The organism is Myxococcus sp. AM009 (assembly GCF_013372605.1).
GTDB classification, from domain to species: domain Bacteria; phylum Myxococcota; class Myxococcia; order Myxococcales; family Myxococcaceae; genus Myxococcus; species Myxococcus vastator.
The window spans coordinates 1-418 of sequence record NZ_JABXEP010000484.1; the positions used below are offsets into that span (position 1 = coordinate 1).

The 418-nt window shown below is 59.3% G+C and carries 1 protein-coding gene; it reads left to right on the plus strand.

What is annotated here, in order from left to right; all coding sequences use genetic code 11:
• Positions 1 to 418, plus strand: a 418-nt coding sequence (locus HV824_RS36505) for a hypothetical protein (protein ID WP_176425351.1), incomplete at both ends; no start/stop codon positions are given.

Consider the following 418-nt stretch of genomic DNA (forward strand, 5'->3'; position numbering starts at 1 on the left):
GGCGATAACGGCCTGAAAACCAATCCCGACGAGAAAACCTGGGATCCCGACGCGCTCAACTGGATTTCGGCCAACGATTATCTCGATGCCGTCGAGAAATATGTCGCGGGCTATTCCGAGACGCGGCCCGTGGTGCGGAACGGCGTGAAAACCGGCGAAACCAAAACGATTCGCGTCGATGGCGTGGTGACCTGGACGCCGGGCGATGTGACGGTCGCCCAGAAAAAGGGCGGTCTGGTCTCGATTATTTCGACGCGCGAGTATTCGTCGCAGATGCCGTGCATCGTGATTGGCATTGACAAATGGTGCAGGGAGAACCCGAAAACGGTGAGCAGCATGATCAAAGCGATCGGGCAGGGCGGTCAGCAAATCCAGAGCAACCCGGCGGCGCTGAAGCGTTCGAGCGCCATTGCCGCGC